We start from the raw sequence: 20,012 nt of genomic DNA on the forward strand, positions 1-20,012 counted from the left end.
CCCCTGCATAAAAAAAGCAGTTCGATGTGAACTGCTTTTTTTGTTTCAATGATGCTGCATGACCGATTGTGAAGGAATCCCATCAAGCTGATGTCCATCTTGGTCTTTAGGTTCAAGCAGTTCACTGGCAGGATGATCAATTTGGTATAACCCATGAATCAGTTTTAACTGATGTTTGGCTTCATCAAACTGTCCATTGTATGCCAACAATTGGGCGTATTTGTACAAGTCATAATGTGTTGGCGTAATCACTACCGCACGATGGTAGTCCGCTAATTGCTCTTCAGAGAGTTTGGTAAAACGGTTTAAATAATACCAATCTGCACGGTGCTGAAATTGATCTAACAAATAAACTTGCGATGTCTGTTGCACAGGCTGTCCTTGGTCTGAATGTTTATGTGCTGCATTCATCACATCAATCGAATCAAGATAATCTCGCCAGATAAAACCATACATTAAAATGCCAAGGACAAGAATGGTCGTGGTGATTGAAGATTTGATTTCAACACTTGCCAGATTCTGTTTTTCTGACTGTACCAACCCCAACAAGAAACCCATTGGCAACAAAAAGTAGGCATAGTTTTGAGGGAACTCGAACATCGCATGAATCAGGACACAGCCCACTGCCGCAAGTGCTACAACGGATTCGATACTGCCACGCTGTTTGCAAAGCTGATATAACCACCAAAGTGCATAGGCAATAATCGCTGTTCCTAAAACAACACCATTCCACACCAACATTTCTAAAATCAGGTTATGTGCACTGTTGGTTCGCTCATTGTGCGCTAAGAAGTCTGCACCGGCCAATTGTGCAATACTGGTTTGATTCCAACCATACCCGACCCATGGGTGTTGCTGAATCGCATAAACCATCTGCATCCAGATATTAAAACGAGAATGACTTGAACTTGCCCGCTCAATCACATCCCCCATTTCTGAATGCGATAGCCCCCATTGCACCAATAAAGCATTGAAAATTGGAACCAACAACAAACAGGCGATATACCCCATCACCCAACCAGCCAAATGCGGCAATTTAAAGCGTTCTAGGCGATTTTTATTCCAGATGAAATACAGACTCAGCACCACACAGGCAACCCACGGTGTGCGTGACTGGCTCAATGCAATGGTGAACACGAGTAACGCTGCACCCAGCCCAATACACCATGTTGGTAAAGTCCGTTTTTCAAATAAATACAGACAGCCCATAAGGCTCATCATCAAAAAAGTCGCCATATTATTCGGCTGTGCAAAGTTTGCATAAGGGCGATTTCCCCTCAACTGCATGATGATTTCTTTTACACTACTGTCCAAATGCAACCATTGCAGAAATGCAATTCCGACACAAATCAATCCGACAACAAACGTCAATACACAAAAACCAGACATGATTTTTTGCCGTTGTTGCGGATCTTGGCTTAAGTTAAAGCCAACAGTGACCATACTCAAAAATGCAAACAAATATAAAAAGGATAAAAGTGCTTTATTAAAATAAAGCTCAATCCCGAATGCGAATTGCAAAAATGGAATCAGTGAAATCAGAAGCAATGGAAATTGCTGTTTTGCCAACAACAGAGGTTTATCAATGTACATTCCAGCAAGACACAATGCCGCAGCATATGCCAATAACTCACTAGAGAACGTCAACCACGGCGTATAATGGTAAGGTGACAACCATGACAGCCCCAACAAAACAGCAGCAATGAGCAAAAGAAATCTTTGCATAAGACAAAGCACAGGCACAAAATAAAGCGCATAGTATAGAGGATGAAACTAAAATCATCATTGAGTTTTCTTTGGTTATGGTTACGGGACTCATACGAATCCACTTTGACAAAGTCCCCTAAAATCGCTAAAAAATAGAAATATCATGATGATAACGTCTGCTAAAAACACATTATTTTTTGGATTTTATTCAGTATCTTACTCAGTTAGAGCCAGCCAAAAATGAAAATTTTAGCCAATTTTACTTTGAATGTTAGACATAATAAATTCAGGACATGTTTATGAACACGACAACAACAGATTCTAGCCTACATTCAGATCATCAAATGCAAGAAATTCCTCTACGCTCTGCAGAAATTGGGCATGGAACTACGATTAAACGCGCATTGCCCTCCCGACAAAAACGGATGGTTGGTGCATGGTGCTTCCTTGACCATGCGGGGCCTGTAAATTTTGAAAAAGGTCAGGGACTGAATGTTGGCCCACATCCACATATCGGATTACAAACATTCACATGGATGATTGAAGGGACATTGATGCACCATGACAGCATTGGTTCTGCACAGTTGATTCGACCAAAGCAAGTCAACCTGATGACCGCAGGTCATGGCATCTCGCATACAGAAGTTGCCCCTTCCGAAGAAACCAAGTTACATGCGGCACAGCTCTGGATTGCACTTCCCGATCATTTGCTCAATATGCCACCAAAATTTCAACATTATCCAGAGTTACCAACACACACTCAGGACAACCTTGAATTTACCATTTTAGTTGGTGACTTCTTCGGAAAACATGCCCCTGTTGAAGTCTATACCCCTCTATTGGGTGTCGATATTGCTGCAACCACAGCAGCAAAAACACATCTTCGTTTAAACCCGAGTTTTGAACACGCTGTATTACTGCTTGAAGGCTCTGCCAAAATTAATGATCATGTTTTGCACATGGACAATATGTTTGTATTGCCTCAAGGGTTTACCGAATTAGATATGGAACTGGCAGAAAATAGCCGCATTCTTCTGATTGGTGGTGAACCTTTTGAAACGCCTGTTTTACTTTGGTGGAATCTGGTGGGTCGAACCGAAGATGAACTCAGACAAGCCAATCAAGATTGGTTAAACCAGCATGCACGTTTTGGGACAATCCCAAGTTATACAGGTGCGCGACTTGAAGCACCGCCATTTCCTGCACACATAAAGGGAGCAGCATCATGATCATTGGTCGCAGTCATATCGTTCCAGAATCAACACAATGGAAATGTCTTATTACCGCAGGTCAGAGCCACAGCATTATTACCGATGAACCCGCGCATTTAGAAGGACAAGACCAAGGCGCAGCACCTTACGATTTACTCTGCTCTGCACTTGTTTCTTGTACCATGATTACTTTACGCATGTACGCCAAACACAAAGGCATTGAACTGGGGCATTTTTCAGTAGACGCTGAATTTCAGGTTGACCATGACAAACAAGAATCCATCCAGCGTCATTTGCATTTTGACACGCCATTGTCTGATGAACTCAAACAAAAATTGTTAGCGATCTGCCAAAAAACACCTGTCACAAAAACCCTGTTACGCAGTGTCGATATCCAGACCAGTGTTGTCGAATAATCAAAAAAAGCGAGAATAAAATGAAACTCCAACTCATCGTCGGTAGTGTCCGTGAAGGACGAACCGCAATTAAAATCGCTACATGGGCAAAACAATATTTAGATCAACTGGGGTATGATCAACTTGACACCGAAATTGTTGATTTAAAGGTCTGGGATTTACCTTTCTTTGCAGGCGCACACCCACCTGCTTCAGGTATTTATGACCAACCTAAGCAGCAACAATGGGCAAATAAAATTGCCGAAGCCGATGCTTTTTTATTGATTAGTCCAGAATACAACCATGGCTACACGCCCGTGTTAAAAAATGCACTGGACTATTTAGGCAAGGAATGGCAAAGCAAACCTGTGGGTTTTATCAGCTATGGTTCTGTTCAAGGTGCAAACTCCGTCAATCAACTCAGACAGGTTTGTGTTACGCTTGGCATGATCGACAGCAATGCTGTGGTCGGGATTCGAGATATTTTCAGCCGCAACAAAGACGATACTTTCCAAGGCAACGAATTTGATGAAAAGGCACTCAAGAGCAGTGTCGAAAAACTATTTCGTTATTCGAATCGTTAAGTATTGATTTCCTTTGTGCTTTACATAACAAAATAGAGTTTCCTTTTATGAGTAAAAAATTACGCTTATTTATTGCAGGTTTACCTGTTATTTTTACCGCTTGTCAGTACACGCCTTCTGCAACAACAACACCTAACTCGCCTGTTGTTGCATCACAATTAACTTCATATTCATGGCAATATCAACCACCAAACCAGACCGACAGTGTACGTGTCAGCTTTGAACCTCAAGGTGCTCTTTACATCCAAACGCCTTGTAACAACCAGTCTGGTGCGTGGAAATTACAAGATTCAAAGCAAATCACCACCACCGATCTCGCATCTACCATGAAGGCGTGTTCGCCTGAGAAAATGCAACTTGAACGATGGTCAGCGCAGCTTTTGAGTAAACAACAGTTGCAATACCAAATTTCAGGCAATACAGAAATGCCTGTACTGACCTTGACCAATCAGCAAGGGCAACAGTACCAATTTACAGGTACATTAAAGCCAGAGGTCAAATATCAAGGACAGGCAGAAACTGTCTTCTTTGAAGTTGCACCCCAAACAGAAGCCTGTAATGGTCAACAACAATGCTTACGTGTTAAAGAAATCCGTTATGATACAAACGGGTTAAAACAACCCTCTCAAGGTCAATGGCACACGCTGAACCAGCCAATTGAAGGCTATCAGCATGATCCAAAAGTTTCAAAAATTATTCGTGTGAAACAATATAAAACGGTTCAAGGCAATGATGTCTTTTTATATGACATGACTGTAGAACAACGTCTGATCACACCTTAATCAGACCCATAAAAAAAGCCTCTACAGTTTTGCTATAGAGGCTTTTTTGAATCAGGCTTAATTAATTCATTTCGCCAAATTCACCGCTTTGGAAATCTTGAAATGCCTGCATAATTTCCTGTTGGGTATTCATGACAAATGGTCCATAACCTTGAATTGGCTCATTCAATGGCTCTCCTGTCAGAACCACGAACTGACTGTCAGCCTCGGCACGAAGCGAAAAGGCCTGATCATCATTTCGATCAAACAAGACAATAGAGTTTGGTTGCACAGCTTGGTCACCATTCACCTGAATTGAACCCGACAACACAATCACTAAAGTGGTATGCCCTTTAGGCGCTGTAAACTCGTGCTGTTTTCCTTCACGAAGTACACCATCCCAAACATTGATGGGCGTAAATGTCGTTGCAGCACCTGTAGATTTCGCAAACTCACCTGCAATGACACGCACCTGACTTCCAGCATCATCCAATGTAACCACAGGGATTTCCTCTGCTGTAATTGCCTGATATTTACCTGGTGTCATTTTATCTTTGGCTGGCAAATTTACCCAAAGTTGCACCATTTCCAGATGTCCGCCTTGCTCAGAAAATGCCTGAGAATGAAATTCTTCATGTAACAAGCCTGCACCTGCGGTCATCCACTGTACATCACCAGTTTTAATGGTTCCGCCACCACCACGAGAGTCTTTATGAGACACTTCGCCCTGATACGCAATCGTAACCGTTTCAAAACCACGGTGTGGATGAGAACCAACACCACGTGGCGTCTTTGAAGGACTAAAATATTCAGGCGCAGCATAATCCAATAATAAAAAAGGGCTTAAGGTCTGTCCCAATTGATCATAAGAAAATAGGGTTCGCACATGAAAGCCATCACCAACCCAATGCCGTTGCTGCGTATGATATATTCCGACTACTTTTTTCATGACCCGAACTCCTATATTCATTTTGTATACAACATAGTGTCATTATAGGGTTTAACATTTCTTATCTAAACAATATAAATACAACATTACATATTAAAAACAGAACACTTTACCCACTGTTATTGTTAAATTTTTTCTAAAAAGTACAGTCTTATATTTCATTTATCGAGATAAAGCCATCAGGTAAGTCGCAAAAACGATAGCGTTTCTTGAAACGACTGTTTTAAGATATAAGCCTTTCCAATTGTTTCTTTAAAGCCAATGTCGAAACTTGCCGCATTAGATCATTTATTACAACGCTATAAAGCCCTCAATTATCATCAAGACCCTGTTTTATTCCAACGATTACAGGACGTTCAACACTGGCAAAAAGCCCGCCTTAAAGATTCACATCAGACATTGTTTGCCAAAAAAAATAATCAATTGATGGCACAGTATTTTGTAAATCGGCTCTATGGCGGCCCAGATTTTGATATTTTGGCACAGCAAATCGAACGCCTGCTCAAATATGCACATAAGGCAGAGCCCCTTATTCCTGAACACGCTATTAAAACAGGCACACACGGAATTGAACTGTCAATTTTAGCAGTAGAACTAGATGAACAAGTCGCACAACAACTCATTCGTAATTATCCGATAGATCAGGCACTGACTGACGAGATGATGCGTCAAACCTATATCGACCTCCAACAAGCCGATGCTCGTTTGAAACAATTGGCCATGGCCGATGAATTTGGATATTACCTTGATCAGCATTTACGTTCTTTTATTGTCCAGACGGCATTCAAAATGTGTAAGTCTGTAGCATACAAACATCAGTTTCAGGAAATGTATGATTTTATGCACGAAGGTTTTGCTGCACTGAAACCTTTAAAATCAGCCGAAGATTTTGTCAAAACCTTTAGTCAGCAAGAACGACAAGTCATTGAAAAAGTTCATAATGGACATCTAAACCCATTTCGTTTTGCTGAACAATAACCGATAAAAATCCACAAAATTCGGTTTTTTCTGTATATTATCGCTAACCAATGTCAAATGATAAAACATCTTCATTTGACATCATTGAATAAATTGCAACTGGTGATAAGGAGAGACTCATGTCAAATGAACAACAAACACCAAATACCGTGAATGAGTCGACACAAGCTTCCACAAAAGTCAGCCCTTTCCTAACTTCGCCATTACCTGAAGGGATCCCGCAAGGACAACAACAAACACTGGATCAACAGCAAACTGCTGCAAGCAACGCCAGTGTTCCAAAATATAATTTACCACGTGGTGCAGGCAAAACAGGTAATGTCGGTGAAACCACACACTTCGGTTATGAAACGGTAAAATCTGAAGATAAAGCGCAAAAAGTTGCCGAAGTATTCCATTCGGTTGCCAGCAAATACGACATCATGAATGACTTAATGTCGTTTGGGATTCACCGTTTATGGAAACGCTTTGCCATTAATATGTCTGGCGTTCGCCGTGGACAGCACGTTTTAGACATTGCAGGGGGTACAGGCGACCTTGCAAAAGTCTTTAGTCGTGAAGTTGGCCCACAAGGTCATGTGGTACTGTCAGATATTAACGAATCGATGCTTAATGTGGGGCGCGACCGTTTGCTCGATGCAGGCTGTACCAATGTCGATTTTGTTTTAGCCAATGCTGAAACCCTTGAACCGTTTGCAGACAACAGTTTTGATTTATTAACCATTAGTTTTGGTTTACGTAATGTCACCGACAAAGACGCTGCATTAGAAGCCATGTATCGTGTTTTAAAACCAGGTGGTCGTTTACTGATTCTTGAATTTTCAAAACCTGTTTTTGAACCGTTCTCAAAACTTTACGATTTATATTCATTTACCGCATTGCCAATTATGGGCAAATTGGTTGCAAATGACTCTGAAAGTTATAAATACCTTGCAGAATCGATTCGTATGCACCCAGACCAACGCACCCTCAAAGGCATGATGGAAAAAGCGGGCTTCCAAAATTGTGACTATCACAATTTAACAGGCGGAATTGTTGCCGTTCACCGTGGTTTTAAACTTTAAAAAGGCACTGTCATGTGGTCGATTCTTGCTTTAGGCGCAGCAGAACGCCTCATCAATCAAACGATTGATCTCGATGCCATTACCCGCCAGCAACTGAACCAGTTACAAGGTCAGTTGCTGCGTGTCTGCATCGATACTCCCCAGTTGAGTGTCGATGTTTTCTTTGACCATGAACGCATTCGACTAGAACCGACTGCAACAGGTCAGCCTGAATGCCCATCCATTTTTGAGCAACGTCCTTTTGATGCTGCTCATCACCTGACGCAAGCCACCACGACATTGCATGTAAAAACTTTGGTTGAACTTGCAAAGCTCATGTCTGCTCAGGAAATTGGTAATGTTCCTCTTGAAGGTGACTATCGTCTGCTACAAAAAATCCAGCAGATTGTGCAGCAAGCTGAACCCGATTTAGCTGCGCATCTTTCTCCGTGGATTGGAAGCAGTGTGGCACATGAAGTTGGAAAAATTCAGCAATTGCCACATCTACTCAAACGCTCTATTCAAAGTAAGTTCTTTTTTGTTGAAGATGCGCTCAAGGAAGACAGCAAACTCCTTGCACCACGTTGGCAAATGGATCAACTACAGCAAAATACACGTCAGTTCCAACAGAACCTTGACCGTATCGATGCGCAAATTCAAGCTTTACAACAACAAATCTCTCCCGATCAAAACTAGGTGACTGTTTACAATGATTCCGCACATTTCCCGTTTACTCGAACTTTGGCGTATTGCTGCGCACTATAGACTCGACACGTTGGTCGCTGCGGAAGATGTCCCTCTTAAAGCCAGACCTCTGCTTAAACTCATTCACTTGCACCCTGCGGCATGGTCAAGTAAAGAGCGCAAGAATCCGCTAAAACTCAAAGAAGCGTTAGAGGAAATGGGGCCTCTGGCGATTAAAATGGGGCAATTACTGTCTACTCGTCGGGATTTGATTCCACCTGAAATTTTAGAACAACTCACGCTGTTGCAAGACCGTGTCAAACCTTTCGACAACGATGTGGCAAAGATGAGGATTCAACAATCCCTCAAAGCTGACATCAACAGTTTGTTCTTGCGTTTTGATGATCAGCCTTTGGCTGCCGCATCCATCGCACAAGTCCATACGGCAGCATTGCACGATGGTCGTGAAGTCATTGTAAAAGTGACCCGCCCCAATATTCGGGTACAGATTATTCAAGACTTTGAAATTTTAGCGTGGCTTGGCAATACTTTAGAAAACCGTATCGAAGCTGCCCGCGCCTTACATCTTTCTGAAATTATTCAGGATTATCGCCAGATTATTCTCAATGAGCTGGATTTAATGCTTGAGGCCGAAAACACACGTCGCATGCGCCATAATTTCACTGGTTCAAGCATGATGTATGTACCTGATGTCTATATGGACAGTCAGGATGTGATGGTGGCAGAACGGATTACAGGTGTGCCCATTTCAGATACGGCCACCTTTGACCGTTTGGGCATGAACCGTGCTGAGCTGGCAGAAAAAGGGCTGACCATCTTTTTTACACAGGTGTTCCGCGACAACTTTTTCCATGCAGATATGCATCCGGGCAATGTGTTTGTCGAAACCATCAACCCGAGCCAACCCCGCTACATTGCACTTGACTGTGCCATCATGGGTGAGTTGTCTAAACAAGACCAGATGACCGTTGCACGTATGTTATTGGCGGTGATGAACAGCAATTTCATGCAACTGATTCAGATTGTGCATCAGGCAGGTTGGATTCCACCGGGAACAGATCAGGATGCTCTCGCCCGTGAAATGCGTCGTACCGTTGGCCCAATGGTTTCTAAACCGATGGATCAATTGGACTTTGCTGGTATTTTAATTCAAGTGATGGACATTGCCCGTCGTTTCCGTCTGGAAATTCCACCACAGTTAATGCTATTGCTCAAAACACTGGTACATGTTGAAGGCTTGGGGACAGACCTCTATCCACAACTGGATATCTGGAAACTGGCAAAACCGATTTTGACCGAGTGGGTCAAATCGAACATGGATCCTGTTAAAAATATCAAAGAACTGGGGCAAAAAATTCCAGACTTGTTACTTGGCGCACAGGACTTCCCAAGTTTATTGGTCGACAGTTTAAATGGTTTAAAAAATCAATCTGCATGGCAAGACAAGCAATTACGTGAATTACAACATTTGCGCCTTGCAATGCAGCATCAACAAAAACGCAGTTGGATTTTTGGCAGTGTAATGGCTATTTTATTAAGTATCGCTATTATTTCGCCTTGGTTTGTCGCCATTCCACTGATTATCGTTGCCAGTTTCATTGCCCTATGGCGCATTGCTAAATAAGTCCACTGAGGCACATCTTTGAAGGATGTGCCTTGTTATGATTGATTATGCTCTAAAATCATATTGCTTTTAAACCATCGTAAAATCAAAGTTAAAAATAGTCTTAACAATAAAAAAGAGTATTTTTAGCATTGTTCCAACCTAGACTTTGGTTACAATCATATTTCGGCTGATCACCTGTACCAAACAAACATGACCTATATTCTACAAAAGCATCCACCTGCCCTCACCTTAAAAGTAGGTCATCTTGCAAGACAGCTCATTCAAGAACAGGGATTACAACCCGCACAAGTCGATATTCTGCCGGGTGCAGCAGGTGGGCCAAAAGGCATCGGAATTCAGGGGCTTGATCAAGCGATTTTCGCCGACTTTCTACCACGCCACAAACAAAAACGTACACTCATTGGCGCATCTATTGGAAGCTGGCGTTTTGCAAGTCTAATGGCTTTGGGAGCGAAAAAAGGCACCGAACACCTTGCCGAGCTTTATACGCATCTGTCTTTTCATTCAAAAATGTCACGTCAGGATGTCGGTCAGGTGTGTCAGGAGATGCTGTCGAACATTACTCAAGGCAAAGAACAACAACTCATTCAACATCCCGATTATCACTTAACCGTTTTGTCTGTTAAGGCACAACATATTTTCCAAAGCGACCAAAGCCTTGCCCTACTCGCCTCTGTTGCGGGAATTATTGGAACAAACACCATTGCCCGTAAACATGGACGGCTTTTCATGCAACGGGTGATTAGCCAGTCAGAACATGGTACTCAATTTAAAATTGAACAAGATCACTTCCAGACCCTTTATCAAACCCTCACCACAGAAAACGTCCATGCGTGGCTTTTAGCGTCTGCGTCTATTCCGGGGGTTATGCCTGCAATTCGCAATATTCCACAGGCACCTCAAGGAAGTTATCGGGATGGTGGGTTAATTGACTATCACCTTGATTTTCCTTTTAACAGTCAGGGCATCGTTCTTTACCCCCATTTCACTGACCAGATTATTCCGGGTTGGTTCGACAAAATGCTGAAATGGCGTAAAGCCAACTCAGAACATCATGCACGTACCTTGCTAATTTCACCCTCGGACAGCTATTTGCAGTCTCTACCATTAGGGCGTTTGCCAGACCGCAAAGACTTTACCTTAAAAGGCTTAGATCAGAAAAAACGGATTCAACTCTGGCAGCAAAGTATTGCCGAAAGTCAGCGCTTGGGAGACGAGTTTTTAGAACTGGTGGAAAAGCAGAATTTTGCTACGGTGATAAGAGATTTATAAAACCTTATTTTAAGTTTTTAAAGGGATTTTCTTATGAAAATTAGTCATCTTGATCATTTGGTTTTAACAGTCAAAAGTATTGTAGCATCATGTCAATTTTATCAGTCTGTGCTCGGCTTTGAGGTGATCACGTTCCAAAACAATCGCAAGGCACTCAAATTCGGACATCAAAATTTGAATTGAGATCTCAAATTATATTGAGTCCGAATCGTGAATGAATAAAAAGCATAAAAGAAATTTCCGCATCGCTCAGCTTTGCCGTACACTATACCCTGCTTATTTTAAGCGCCTATTTTCCACACAAAACATTTGGTGATTTCCATGAACAATCTGCAATGGCTCGATGAAGTAAAATTTAACGAACAAGGTTTAGTCCCTGCGATTGCACAGCATCATCAAACTGGTCGTGTGTTAATGGTGGCATGGATGAACCGTGAAGCATTACAACAAACCGCAGAGAAAAAACAAGCGGTGTATTATTCACGTTCACGCCAAAAATTGTGGCATAAAGGTGAAGAATCTGGACATTTTCAAACCGTTTATGAAATTCGTTTAGACTGCGATGCCGATGTGATTGTGCTACAAATTGAACAACACGGTGGGATTGCCTGCCATACAGGACGTGAGTCTTGTTTTTATCGTAAATTGACTGAAAACGGCTGGGAAATTGTCGATGCCCAAATCAAAGACCCTGCTCAAATTTACGGAAAAACAGCAGCATCAACCAACCCACATACCTTGGCAATGAATGCTTCAGATGCTCAAGCAGAACAGATTGAAGTGTTGGATTATTTGGGCAAAATGATGACAGAGCGTAAACTGGCAGATCCTGAAAGCTCTTATGTCGCCAAGCTGTATCATAAAGGTTTAAATAAAATTTTAGAAAAAGTCGGTGAAGAAAGCATTGAAACAGTCATTGCAGCCAAAGACTTTGCACAACATGGCAGCGAAGACCATAAAAATGACTTAGTTTATGAAGTTGCCGATTTGTGGTTCCATACCATTGTCATGCTCGGTTATTTTGACCTTGATGTACAACTGGTACTCAATGAGTTAGCGCGTCGCCAAGGTCTATCGGGTTTGGTTGAAAAAGCCAATCGCCAAGCGCACTAAGCCGTCTCTATGCAAAAGCCACAACTCAACGCCACTTATGAGCAATCCATTGCCATCGACAATGCCCGTTTAGGACAGTCTTTTAAAGTTGTGGCATATGCAGGCACAGGGAAAACCACTACCCTGCAAATGATTAGTAACGCCATGCCCGAACGGCGTGGGATGTATCTTGCATTTAACAAAGCCATTGCCAGCGAAGCCCAACAAAAATTCCACCGCAATGTCGATAGCCGAACTTTTCACTCACTGGCCTATCGAAGTGTTCCACGTGAAATCACCGATAAACTTCGCCTGCCTCGCCTAAGCCCAAGTTTTGTGGCAAAGGAATATCGCCTCGAACCAATTACGCTACGTCGTTTAATGGGTGGGCGCTATGAGCAATATGTGCTCATGCCGAGTCGTTTAGCCAGTATCGTGGTCAATGCTGTGGGATACTTTTGCTCGACCAATTCACAATACCCTGCGCCTCGGCATATTCAGGCACCGAGTTGGCTACATGCCGATGATATTGCCGCACTGCAACAACATCTTTACCCTGCGCTGGAACGGCGTTGGTTAGACTCAATCAACCCGCAGCATCAGGCTGGTATTGGGCACGATATTTACCTAAAACTTTGGGCATTGTCCGAACCGTACATCCCTGCCGACTATGTGTTATTTGATGAAGCTCAAGATGCTGACCCACTGATGCTAGGTATTTTACTCAAACAACAAAATACCCAAGTGATTTATGTTGGCGATGCACATCAACAAATTTACGCATGGCGTGGTGCAATCAATGCCATGCAAAAACTGCCGCTTCCTGAGTCACGTTTAACCACATCCTTCCGTTTTGGCGATGAAATTGCCGATGTTGCCAATGCCCTATTGGGTGGGCTCAATGAAACTGTGCCTTTACATGGCAATCCCAACCAAAAATCGAGTGTTTACAACAAACCTCACACCAAAAAACGCGATGCGATTTTATGTCGTACCAATGCCCGTGCGATGGAACTTTTGCTTGCAGGTTTGGTCAATGGCGACAAAGTCAGCTTACAAGCCGACCACGGAAAAATCAGTAAATTTATTGATGCCGCAACCATCTTAAAACAAGGCAAACGTGTCACCGATGTGCCTGAACTGGCATGGTTTAATTCTTGGCATGACGTGCATGAATACTGTGAAACACACGAAGGTAGCGACATTAAACCGTTGGTGAAATTAGTCGATGACCACGGTACCAGTCCACTAAAAAAAGCACTCGAAAAAATCACCCCGATTATAGACGCAGACTATGTCATTTCCACAGCACATAAAGCCAAAGGTTTAGAATGGGAACGTGTGCATTTAGAAGATGACTACCAGTTCAAACTCAATCAACACGACTATAAAATTAGTGATGAAGAATTACGCTTGCTGTATGTGGCGGCAACACGCGCCAAAACCAGTCTGAATATTCACCATATTTACGATTTGGTTCAACGACTTAAAGTCAAAATGCCTGCTTCGCTACGCAAACGCAGTCAGCCTGCCACGACACCCGAAAAAAATACCGTCTGAGTTATTTTGAATAAGAGTAGTAAGAATAAAGTATTCACCCAACTTTATTTTGATTCATAAATTACAATTCAATAATCTTGCTACACAATGTAAAAATTCTAGCGGTATCTAATACTTATTGTATAATCAAAGCTAAATACAATGTTATTACACCCGTTCTATTTCTGTCATTTTATACGTATAAAATGAACATCGGCTTTTAAAATTTGAATCTTGGATTGCTCTTTGACATCCTGTAAATTTTAAAAGAAATATAAAACTTAGGGCTCTCCCTAACTCAACTCAGGATACACGTGTGTTAGCAATTATCATACTGTTACCTCTGCTTTTGGGTACTGGCTTAATTGCATGCTTATGGCATGCATCGCGCAAACTTAACCTCGGGATTGCTGTCAGTATTAGTTTAACTTGCTTAGGTATTTTACTTAGTCAGTCGCCACAAATTTTAGCAGGACAAACCCTGCTGCAAACATGGGCGTGGATGCCACAAATCGGCATTGATCTTAGCTTTCGACTCGATGCCTTAGGCTGGCTGTTTGGCATCCTGATTAGCGGGATTGGAACGCTGATTTTTATTTATGCCTATTTTTATTTAAGTGAAAAAAACTCACTGAGTAAACTGTATATCTTATTACTGATATTCATGTCTGCCATGTTGGGCATTGCGCTGTCCAACAACTTGATGCTGCTGTTGACCTTTTGGGAACTTACCAGTATTTCGTCATTTTTACTGGTCGCCTATTGGGATCGTTACGATGCCGCACAGCGCGGTTCACGCATGGCACTAACTATTACAGGTATGGGCGGCTTAAGCCTGCTGGGTGGTTTTTTACTCTTGGGACATCTGGCAGGTAGTTACCAGATTGACCAAATCCTGATTTTCGGTTCAGACCTACAACAACAACCGCTTTTTACAGCAGCAATGCTGATGATTTTATTAGGTGCATTTACCAAAAGCGCCCAGTTTCCTTTTCACTTTTGGCTGCCTAATGCCATGGCTGCACCAACCCCTGTGTCCGCCTATCTGCATTCTGCGACCATGGTCAAAGCGGGTATTTTTCTGATTGCCCGACTACTACCTATTTTTGCAGGGGTCGCACTGTTTCATCAACTGGTGACCACCATTGGTTTAATTACCTTATGTCTTGGCGCTTTTTTTGCCATTTTTAAAGAAGATTTGAAAGGGCTGCTCGCCTATTCGACCATTAGCCATCTGGGTTTAATTATGGCTTTGCTCGGACTCGGTTCACCACTGGCCGTTGCAGCAGCTATTTTCCACATCATGAACCATGCCACCTTTAAGGCTGCATTGTTTATGATTGCGGGAATTATTGACCATGAAACCGAAACCCGCAGCTTAAAAAAATTAAAAGGAGTTTGGCAATTACTGCCTTTTACAGGCACGTTGACCATGATCACGGCAGCGGCAATGGCAGGTGTCCCACTCACCAACGGGTTTATTTCCAAAGAAATGTTCTTTACCCAACTGTTGCAAAACCTGTCAGGATATTCGCTTATTTTCGGGATTTTGGTGGCAACAGTTTCAGGCATGTTTGCTGTCGCTTATTCGGTACGTCTCGTGCATGGTGTATTTTTTGATGGTGCTGTTGGAGAACAAATTCCCAATCAGCATGCCCATGAACCACCTTTAGGCATGCGACTGCCCGCAACACTGCTTGCTGTTTTATGTATTGCGGTCGGTTTATTTCCTGCATTTTTTGCAGGAGATATCGTCAATACAGTGACCATTGCCAGTACACAACAATTTGGCTTTTTAGGTGAACATCTTGCCATTTGGCACGGCTTTAATTTGCCATTGATGATGAGCATCGCTGCATTGGTCGGTGGATTAAGTCTGTATTTTGTACTGGCACGAGATGGGCTGATTCGCCACATCGACCTAGATCGTCTATTGGGTCGTTTTCAAGGAAAATTCATCTTTGAAAACAGCTTACAACAATTGGTTCTTTTCAGCCGTAAACTCAAACTGACAACTGAAACAGGTAAATTACAAAACTACCTGTTATGGATGATCGGTTTCACCTTATTGCTCAGTGCGACACCCTTTCTCTTCGCTCCATCCATTGGTGCAGGTACACGCATTCCAACCCATGCCTCATGGATTGCCATTGTACTGTGGCTGGTACTCTTTTGTGCCTGCTGGATGATGCTCTGGTTCCATCACGAACGGATTAAAGCCGTCCTGATTAGCGGTGCAATCGGTCTGGTGGTATCAATTGTTTTTGTGGCACTTTCCGCACCAGATTTGGCACTCACCCAAATCACCGTTGATGTTGTCACGACAGTATTACTCTTGATGAGCCTGTCGCTCCTTCCCCAGCTTACGCCTTATGAATCCACCGTTACCCAACGCTGGCGAGATGCTGTGATTGCCATTGCCGCAGGCGGTGGAATTGGGTGGATCAGTTGGTTAATGCTGACACGAGAACATCATTCCATTTCATGGTTCTTTGTCCAGCAATCGCTACCGCTAGGGGGTGGCTCCAATATTGTGAATGTAATTTTGGTCGACTTCCGTGGTTTCGATACCTTTGGGGAAATTACCGTTTTGGGTATTGCCGCCATTGGTACGCTATGCCTGATGGATGGCATGCGAATTCACGGAGCAGCCATGACCCGTGGTCTGACCTACCGCTTTAACCCATCACCACTTTTGGTACGCGCCACAGCGTCTTGGGCACTTCCTATAGCACTGGTGGTGAGTCTGTATATTTTCATGCGTGGACATAACTATCCGGGTGGTGGATTTATTGCAGGTTTGATTACCGCAATGGCACTGATCATGCAATATATTGCACTCGGACAAGACTATACAGAACAACTGCTCAAAGCAAAATCAGGACGTTTATATGAAATCTGGATTGGTTCTGGGCTAAGCATTGCAGGTCTAACCGGCATTTTGGCATGGTTCTGGAGTCGACCATTCCTCACCAGCGCCCATGTTTATGTCTATTTCCCTATTCTTGGGAAACTTCATCTTGCCTCTGCTGCCCTCTTTGATCTCGGGGTTTATTTCACCGTGGTCGGCGCAACCATGCTGATGATTTCAGTTTTGGGTGACTCACGCCACTCCACCATGTCTGGCCCTGTACCGAAGGAGTAACAGATGATTAGTTTAGAATTACTCATTGCCTCAGGCATTGGCTTACTGGTTGCCAGTGGTGTTTATCTTTTACTTCGTGCCCGAACTTTTCCTGTGGTTCTTGGTCTTGCCATGATTGGCTATGCAGTCAACCTGTTTTTATTCTCGACAGGCAGCATCAAACTCAATGCACCTGCCATTTTGACTGAAGCGACACATATTACCGACCCACTGCCACAAGCGTTGGTGCTCACTGCCATCGTGATTGGTTTTGCTACCACTGCCTTTATTGTACAACTGGCACTACGCAGTCGTTATGAGTCTGGTTCAGACCATGTCGATTCCAAAGAAATTGCAGAACTTGCCGATGATCCAACAGAGGATAAAGCCCAATGAGCGTATTGTTAAATTTCTGGCAACAACATACGCCCATTTTCAGTATTTTAATTCCTGCATTTACCGGTTTTTTCTTGCTTCTTTTAGGAAATCCCGGCAAAGATGTTTTACATCATGACTGGCGACAGCCTTGGCGACGCAGTATTAGTCTACTGGCAACGATACTCGGATTATGTACGGCCATCACCTATTTAAATCAGGCCAGTCAGGGCACCATCAGTGTTTATCAACTTAGCCAATGGACTGCACCTTTTGGAATTGTACTGGTTTTAGATCGGCTTTCTGCCTTTATGCTGGTACTCACCTACCTTTTGGCATTGCCACTTCTTTGGTACTCAAGTAAAGACTGGGACTTACGTGGACGCTATTTCCATGCTTTATTTCAATTTTTATTGATGGGTCTGTGTGGAGCATTCTTAACAGGCGACTTATTCAACCTATTTGTCTTTTTTGAAATTTTGCTGATGTCGTCCTATGTCCTACTCATCTATGGACAAGGCAAAGCCCGTTTTCAAATTGGTGTCCATTACGTCACCATCAATCTGTTGGCAAGTGGCTTTTTCTTGATGGGTTTAGGACTGATTTACACCAGTGTTGGCAGTTTGAATATGGTAGATGTTGCACGTTTATTTCCAACCCTAAGCGCAGACCAACGCCAACTTGCAACCTTGGGCAGCTACCTTCTCTTTACTGTATTTGCAATTAAAGCGGCACTGTTACCACTCGGCTTTTGGCTCCCAAAAACCTATGCGATTGCCAGCACCCCTGTCGCAGCTATTTTTACCATCATGACCAAAGTCGGCCTATATGCCATTCTTCGGGTCAATTCCGTGGTGTTTTTTCAGCATGATGATCATTTCTTGTTTAACGTCTTGCTCATCCTCGGCCTATTGTCATCACTATATGGTGTTATTGGCGCTTTAGGAGCAATTCGCTTACGGCGCTTCGTCGGTTTCATGATTTTATCTTCGCTGGGTACCATCGGCATTGCATTGGGTTTACACCAACCACAAGCATGGACAGGCGCGTTATATTATCTGTTTCATAGCACCCTGATTGGTGCAGTCTGTTACTTGCTATGTGGCTGGATCACTTCACAACGTGGTGAATTTAAAGACCATTTAAAAATTTCACCACGCATGAAACAACACACTTTACTGGCATTGTGCTTCTTTGTAAGTGCGCTGATTATGGCAGGCTTACCGCCTTTTAGTGGCTTTATTGGCAAAGTCCTGATCCTGCAAGCCAGTCTACAACACGCTTATTCATTATGGATTATTGGCGTTGTACTCTGTGTCAGTTTGCTTAGCATTCTGGCTTTTGTCCGCGCAGGGATGATTTTATTCTGGCAAGCCAGTGACCCAACGGAACGAACAGAGAGTGAAGAATATCAGCACTATCTGGCACTCCCCAACCGTGCACCTGCACGTAACGACCTCGCAGTCTATGGGTTATTAACCTGTCTAATCGCCTTTGTGGTTTTCGCATCTCCAATACAGCGCTACTTAAATGCAACGGCCTTACAACTTGCAGATCAAAAGCTTTATCAGCAGCATATTCTAAAAACCGATGCCAATGGAAATTACATTAGCACCGAACCTTTTGAGAGCAGTTATATTCCCGAAACCAAATACAGTGGTGAAAACCTAGACCCAAATGCAAATTTGATTCCTTATTTAATTGCGCCAGCAACCCTGCATGGACCACATATTTCCGAATACAAATGGCGGCAAATCCATGAACAGCAACAACTACTTCAAACACAGCAGCAAGCACCTGCCAATACTGACCCACACTTAAAACTCAGTGCTGTGGAGGGAGAATAAATGTCAAAACTCAACCCAATGACACGCCTACTTCCACACCCTTTCGTTTCGGTTGTGGTGGGACTCTGTTGGCTCATGTTATCGCATAGTTTAGACGCTAGTGATCTGCTCATTGCCGTAATTTTGGCTTTCCTTATTCCCAAAGTCCTAAGCCAATTTATTACACCAACGCCACATATTCACTGGCTGAGTGCGTTACGTCTATTTTTTGTGGTGCTGTGGGATATTATCGTATCGAATTTTATTGTGGCAAAACTGGTGCTTGGTCCACAAAAGAACTTACATCCACAATGGTTTCGTGTGCCATTAGAAACACAACACGAGCAAGTCAATTCATTATTGGCAATGATTATTACCACTACGCCAGGCACAGTCAGTGCTGGAATTGATCAGGAACGACGGGATATTTTGGTACATGCGCTAAATACGCAAAATCCCGAAGCAGATATTCAACTGATTAAGCAACGCTACGAAGCACCCCTCATTAAAATTTTCCATGTGAATGCGGAGGATGAACAATGATCATTTTGCCTTATGTTCTCGGTATCTGCTTAATGGCTATTTGTATTTCAATGTTTCTATGCCTCATCCGTCTGGTGTTTGGTCCATCCATTGTTGACCGACTGTTAGCACTTGATACTCTGTTTTTAAATAGCACCTGTTTGATCATCATCTTAGGCATTTACTGGACATCTATCCAGCTCTTTGAAGGTGCGTTGCTGATTACCATGCTTGGCTTTATTTCAACGATGGCACTGGCTCGCTACTTTACCACTGGGCACGTGATCGACTAGAACAAGGAG

Annotated in this window: 17 protein-coding genes and 2 pseudogenes; 17 read left to right on the forward strand and 2 right to left on the reverse strand. The window is 43.0% G+C overall.

The genetic code is table 11. From position 1 onward, the window contains the following. Nucleotides 1-45: 45 nt before the first annotated feature. Nucleotides 46-1,725 (reverse strand): Wzy polymerase domain-containing protein, encoded by a 1,680-nt coding sequence (locus ABDV70_RS08315; RefSeq protein ID WP_343596967.1) that lies wholly within the window; start codon nt 1,723-1,725, stop codon nt 46-48. 326 nt (nt 1,726-2,051) lie between these two features. Between ABDV70_RS08315 and ABDV70_RS08320 the strand changes: the two are divergent. The 4 genes and pseudogenes from ABDV70_RS08320 to ABDV70_RS08335 form a co-directional block, all read left to right on the forward strand. After that, a pseudogene (locus ABDV70_RS08320) lies at nt 2,052-2,936 on the forward strand (pirin family protein); the annotation flags it as partial. Beyond that, nucleotides 2,933-3,334 carry an OsmC family protein gene (locus tag ABDV70_RS08325; protein ID WP_343596969.1) on the forward strand — a complete coding sequence of 134 codons (402 nt, stop codon included), beginning with the start codon at nt 2,933-2,935 and terminating at the stop codon, nt 3,332-3,334. The pseudogene ABDV70_RS08320 and the gene ABDV70_RS08325, both read left to right, overlap by 4 nt. A 20-nt stretch (nt 3,335-3,354) precedes the next feature. After that, complete coding sequence (locus tag ABDV70_RS08330; RefSeq protein ID WP_343596971.1) at nt 3,355-3,897, forward strand: NAD(P)H-dependent oxidoreductase; 543 nt, start codon at nt 3,355-3,357, stop codon at nt 3,895-3,897. 47 nt (nt 3,898-3,944) lie between these two features. After that, nucleotides 3,945-4,679 carry an META domain-containing protein gene (locus ABDV70_RS08335; protein ID WP_343596973.1) on the forward strand — a complete coding sequence of 245 codons (735 nt, stop codon included), beginning with the start codon at nt 3,945-3,947 and terminating at the stop codon, nt 4,677-4,679. Nucleotides 4,680-4,740: 61 nt separating this feature from the next. Here the strand turns inward: ABDV70_RS08335 and ABDV70_RS08340 are convergent, their stop codons facing one another. Next, nucleotides 4,741-5,607, reverse strand: coding sequence for a pirin family protein (locus ABDV70_RS08340; RefSeq protein ID WP_343596975.1), 867 nt, complete (start codon nt 5,605-5,607; stop codon nt 4,741-4,743). Between the two features lie 261 nt (nt 5,608-5,868). Here ABDV70_RS08340 and ABDV70_RS08345 point away from each other — a divergent pair, with 261 nt between their 5' ends. The 13 genes and pseudogenes from ABDV70_RS08345 to ABDV70_RS08405 all read left to right on the forward strand — a co-directional run bounded on the left by ABDV70_RS08345 (nt 5,869) and on the right by ABDV70_RS08405 (nt 20,003). Continuing rightward, nucleotides 5,869-6,585: a hypothetical protein gene (locus tag ABDV70_RS08345; RefSeq protein WP_343596976.1), complete on the forward strand. Its 717-nt coding sequence runs from the start codon at nt 5,869-5,871 to the stop codon at nt 6,583-6,585. Nucleotides 6,586-6,704: 119 nt separating this feature from the next. Beyond that, entirely contained in the window at nt 6,705-7,649 is a 945-nt protein-coding gene (gene ubiE / locus ABDV70_RS08350) for a bifunctional demethylmenaquinone methyltransferase/2-methoxy-6-polyprenyl-1,4-benzoquinol methylase UbiE (protein ID WP_343596977.1), read from the forward strand. Nucleotides 7,650-7,661: 12 nt separating this feature from the next. After that, the gene (locus ABDV70_RS08355) at nt 7,662-8,324 is read left to right on the forward strand and encodes a hypothetical protein (RefSeq protein ID WP_343596979.1); all 663 of its coding nucleotides are present in this window, start codon (nt 7,662-7,664) and stop codon (nt 8,322-8,324) included. 13 nt (nt 8,325-8,337) lie between these two features. After that, nucleotides 8,338-9,957: an AarF/UbiB family protein gene (locus ABDV70_RS08360; protein ID WP_343596981.1), complete on the forward strand. Its 1,620-nt coding sequence runs from the start codon at nt 8,338-8,340 to the stop codon at nt 9,955-9,957. 192 nt (nt 9,958-10,149) lie between these two features. Next, complete coding sequence (locus ABDV70_RS08365) at nt 10,150-11,232, forward strand: patatin-like phospholipase family protein (RefSeq protein ID WP_343596983.1); 1,083 nt, start codon at nt 10,150-10,152, stop codon at nt 11,230-11,232. 33 nt (nt 11,233-11,265) lie between these two features. Further along, nucleotides 11,266-11,412, forward strand: a pseudogene (locus tag ABDV70_RS08370) (VOC family protein); the annotation flags it as partial. 141 nt (nt 11,413-11,553) lie between these two features. Next, entirely contained in the window at nt 11,554-12,345 is a 792-nt protein-coding gene (gene hisIE, locus ABDV70_RS08375; protein WP_343596985.1) for a bifunctional phosphoribosyl-AMP cyclohydrolase/phosphoribosyl-ATP diphosphatase HisIE, read from the forward strand. Between the two features lie 9 nt (nt 12,346-12,354). Continuing rightward, nucleotides 12,355-13,884 (forward strand): UvrD-helicase domain-containing protein, encoded by a 1,530-nt coding sequence (locus tag ABDV70_RS08380; protein WP_343596986.1) that lies wholly within the window; start codon nt 12,355-12,357, stop codon nt 13,882-13,884. Nucleotides 13,885-14,179: 295 nt separating this feature from the next. Next, entirely contained in the window at nt 14,180-17,008 is a 2,829-nt protein-coding gene (locus ABDV70_RS08385; RefSeq protein WP_343596988.1) for a monovalent cation/H+ antiporter subunit A, read from the forward strand. A gap of 3 nt (nt 17,009-17,011) precedes the next feature. Next, the gene (locus ABDV70_RS08390; RefSeq protein WP_343596990.1) at nt 17,012-17,383 is read left to right on the forward strand and encodes a Na+/H+ antiporter subunit C; all 372 of its coding nucleotides are present in this window, start codon (nt 17,012-17,014) and stop codon (nt 17,381-17,383) included. Further along, on the forward strand, nt 17,380-19,209 hold the full coding sequence (locus ABDV70_RS08395; protein ID WP_343596992.1) for a monovalent cation/H+ antiporter subunit D: 1,830 nt from the start codon (nt 17,380-17,382) through the stop codon (nt 19,207-19,209). Before ABDV70_RS08390 ends, ABDV70_RS08395 begins: the two co-directional genes overlap by 4 nt. Next, nucleotides 19,210-19,731 (forward strand): Na+/H+ antiporter subunit E, encoded by a 522-nt coding sequence (locus ABDV70_RS08400; protein ID WP_343596994.1) that lies wholly within the window; start codon nt 19,210-19,212, stop codon nt 19,729-19,731. It begins immediately after the preceding gene. Next, nucleotides 19,728-20,003, forward strand: a complete 276-nt coding sequence (locus tag ABDV70_RS08405; RefSeq protein WP_343596996.1) for a monovalent cation/H+ antiporter subunit F — start codon at nt 19,728-19,730, stop codon at nt 20,001-20,003. Before ABDV70_RS08400 ends, ABDV70_RS08405 begins: the two co-directional genes overlap by 4 nt. Nucleotides 20,004-20,012 lie beyond the last annotated feature (9 nt).

The sequence above is a fragment of the Acinetobacter sp. genome (assembly GCF_039596015.1).
Classification (GTDB): domain Bacteria; phylum Pseudomonadota; class Gammaproteobacteria; order Pseudomonadales; family Moraxellaceae; genus Acinetobacter.